Below are 2,858 nucleotides of genomic sequence, written 5' to 3' on the forward strand. Positions count from 1 at the left end.
CGGCCGCGGCCAGCGCCGCCTGCCGGGCCGCCTCCTCGTCCTCGCGGCGCTTCTGGTCCAGCCACTGGTTGTACTGGACGCGCTGCCCCTCCAGCCCCTGCACCGCGGTCAGCGCCTGGTCCAGCTCGCCCTCGACGCGGGCCCTGTCGTCCTGGATGGCCTGCGCGGCGGCGGCCTGGCCGCGCTGCGCCTCGACGGCGGTGGCCTGGGCGGCGTCCGCGTCCCGCTTCGCCTGGTCGGCGGCGGCCTGCTTCTCGTCGGCCAGGTCCAGCGCGGCGCGGGCGGCCGCGTCCTTGTTCCCCTTCTCCGACCGCATGCGCTCGACGTCGTCCAGCGCGTCGAGGCTCGACTCGCTGACGGCCTCCAGCAGTTGGGCGCGGGCCAGCAGGTCCTCCGGGCTGGTCGCGCCGAAGTAGGCGGACACGGAGCCGATGACGCTGCCCTGCTGGTAGCTGGCGGCCGCGAACTCGTCGAGCTGCGCGCGGGCGTCCTCGACGGCCTGGCCGGCGGCCTCGGCCTCGACCCGCGCCGCGTCCGCGTCCTGCCGGGCCTTGTCCGCCTCACCCTGCGCGGCCTCCAGGTCGACCCTGGCCTTGTTCGCGAGCTCCATCTTGGCGGCCACGTCGTCGTTCAGCTGGTGCAGGCGCGCCTCGGCGTCGGTCAGCCGACCGGTCAGCTCACCGACGCGGGCGGCCTTCGTGTCGGCCTCCTGCCGGCCGGCGCTGATCTCGGCGTCGCTCGGATTGGGCGGTGGGGGCGGCACGGCGAGCGCCGTGCCGGCGAGGACCGGCACGGCCGTCAACGCGACCACCACCGAGAGCACCCATCGAGTCACGACACCCGCCTCCCGCCGCTCGGCCCATCCGCGTTGCTCCGAATGGCGCGACACGGACACGTCTCGGAACTGTGCCACTCCTGCCACACCGTTTCCAATGGACACAGCGTGAACTTCAACCACTCGGGTCACAGGAGGGGCGGGAGGCGCACCCTCAGTTGACCTTGCGGTCGAGGTCGGCCCAGTACGGCTCGCGCAGCTTGAACTTCTGCACCTTGCCGGTCGCGGTGCGCGGGATGGCGTCGCGGAACTCCACCGACGTCGGCGCCTTGTACCCGGCGAGCCGGGCCTTGCAGTGGGCGATCAGCTCGGCCTCGGTGACGTCCGCGCCCTCGGCCCTGACGATCAGCGCCTTGATCGTTTCACCCCACTTCTCGTGCGGCACCCCGATCACCGCCGCCTCGGCCACCGCGGGGTGGCTGAACAGGGCGTCCTCCACCTCGATGGACGACACGTTCTCCCCGCCGGTGATGATCACGTCCTTCTTGCGGTCGGAGATCGTGAGGTGGCCCTCGTCGTCCAGCGAGCCGCCGTCGCCGGTGTGGAACCAGCCGCCCTCCAGCGCCTCCGCCGTGGCCTCCGGGTTCTCCCAGTAGCCCGCCATGACGACGTTCCCGCGGGCCAGCACCTCGCCGGACTCGGACACCTTCAGCCGCACGCCCAGGCCCGGCGCACCGGCCCGCGACAGCTTCCGCGCCCGCTCCTCCGCCGACAGCGCGTCATCACCCGGTCGTGAGCGGTTGAAGGTGAGCAGCGGCGACGTCTCGGTCAGGCCGTAGAGCTGGAGGAACTCCCAGCCCAGCTCCTCGCCGACGCGGGCGATCGTGCGGCTGGGCGGTGGCGCGCCCGCGCAAACGATGCGGACCCGGTCGCGGCCGGGGACCTCGCCGTCCCAGTCCTGGGCGGCGTCGAGGACGGCGTTCCACACGGCGGGCGCGCCGCAGATCAGCGTGACGCCGTGGTCGCGGACCCGCTTGAGGATCTCCGTGCCGTCGACCTTGCGGAGCACGACCTGCGGCACGCCCAGGCCGGCGAGGCCGAACGGCATGCCCCAGCCGTTGCAGTGGAACATCGGCAGCACGTGCAGGTAGACGTCCCGCTCCCAGGCGCGGGCGTGCAGCGCGAACGTGACCGCGTTGAGCCAGATGTTGCGGTGCGTCATCTGGACGCCCTTGGGCCGGGCCGTCGTGCCGGAGGTGTAGTTGATGGTGGCGGTCGCGTCCTCGTCCGGCTCGCCCCACGGGCGCGGTTCGGCGTCGAAGCGCATCAGCTCCGACTCGGTCTGCTCGCCGAGCACGAAGCGGTGGCGGGCGGTGACGTGGTCCAGCTCCGGTTCGGGGTCCACGAGGAGCACCGACGCGCCGCTGTGCTCGACGATGTAGGACACCTCGTCGGGCCGCAGGCGGAAGTTGATCGGGACGCACACGCGTCCCGTCCCCGGCACGGCGTGCAGCAGTTCGAGCAGCCGGGCGGAGTTGTGGCTGACCACGGCGACCCGTTCGCCCTCGCCGAGGCCGAGGGCGTCGAACCCGGCCTGCCAGGCGCGGACGCGGTCGGCGAACTGGCCGTAGGTGGTGGTGGGCACGGGTGCGGCGGGTTGGCTCGGCTCGTCCACGACGGCCGTGGTGTCGGCGAAGACCTGCTCCGCCCGGTAGAGGAAATCGGCGACAGTCAGGGGTACGCGCATACGTGGTCACGTTATCGACCGTTGGGGCCGACAGCTACCGGTCCGCGGGACCACCGGGAGAACCGCTCGCCCCGACGTCAGGACGGACTTCGGGTTCGCGCGGGCCGTGCCGCGCGCCCGGCGGGGTGGCCGTGCGGCACGGACGGGCGGCACGGACGGGCGGCACGGACGGGCGGTCACCAGGTGCTCGGGTCGCCCCAGGTCCGAATCGGCCCGGTGGCCTCGACGGGCACCGCCGCGAGCTCCGGCAGCGCCGACGACGCCGGCTCCCGCACCACCGCCGCCGCGAGCGAGTCGTACGGGGTCGGGTCGAGGGCGCAGACGACGACGGCCGCG

The 2,858-nt window shown here is 73.4% G+C and carries 2 protein-coding genes; both read right to left on the bottom strand.

All coding sequences use genetic code 11. The features are described from left to right. Positions 1-835 (bottom strand): coiled-coil domain-containing protein (locus ACFQ3T_RS35610; RefSeq protein WP_380730382.1); only part of this gene is annotated, 835 nt, incomplete at its 3' end. Positions 836-989: 154 nt separating this feature from the next. After that, positions 990-2,522: an AMP-binding protein gene (locus ACFQ3T_RS35615; RefSeq protein WP_380730384.1), complete on the bottom strand. Its 1,533-nt coding sequence runs from the start codon at positions 2,520-2,522 to the stop codon at positions 990-992. Positions 2,523-2,858 lie beyond the last annotated feature (336 nt).

Source organism: Saccharothrix hoggarensis (assembly GCF_042678885.1).
Taxonomy (GTDB): Bacteria; Actinomycetota; Actinomycetes; order Mycobacteriales; family Pseudonocardiaceae; genus Actinosynnema; species Actinosynnema hoggarensis.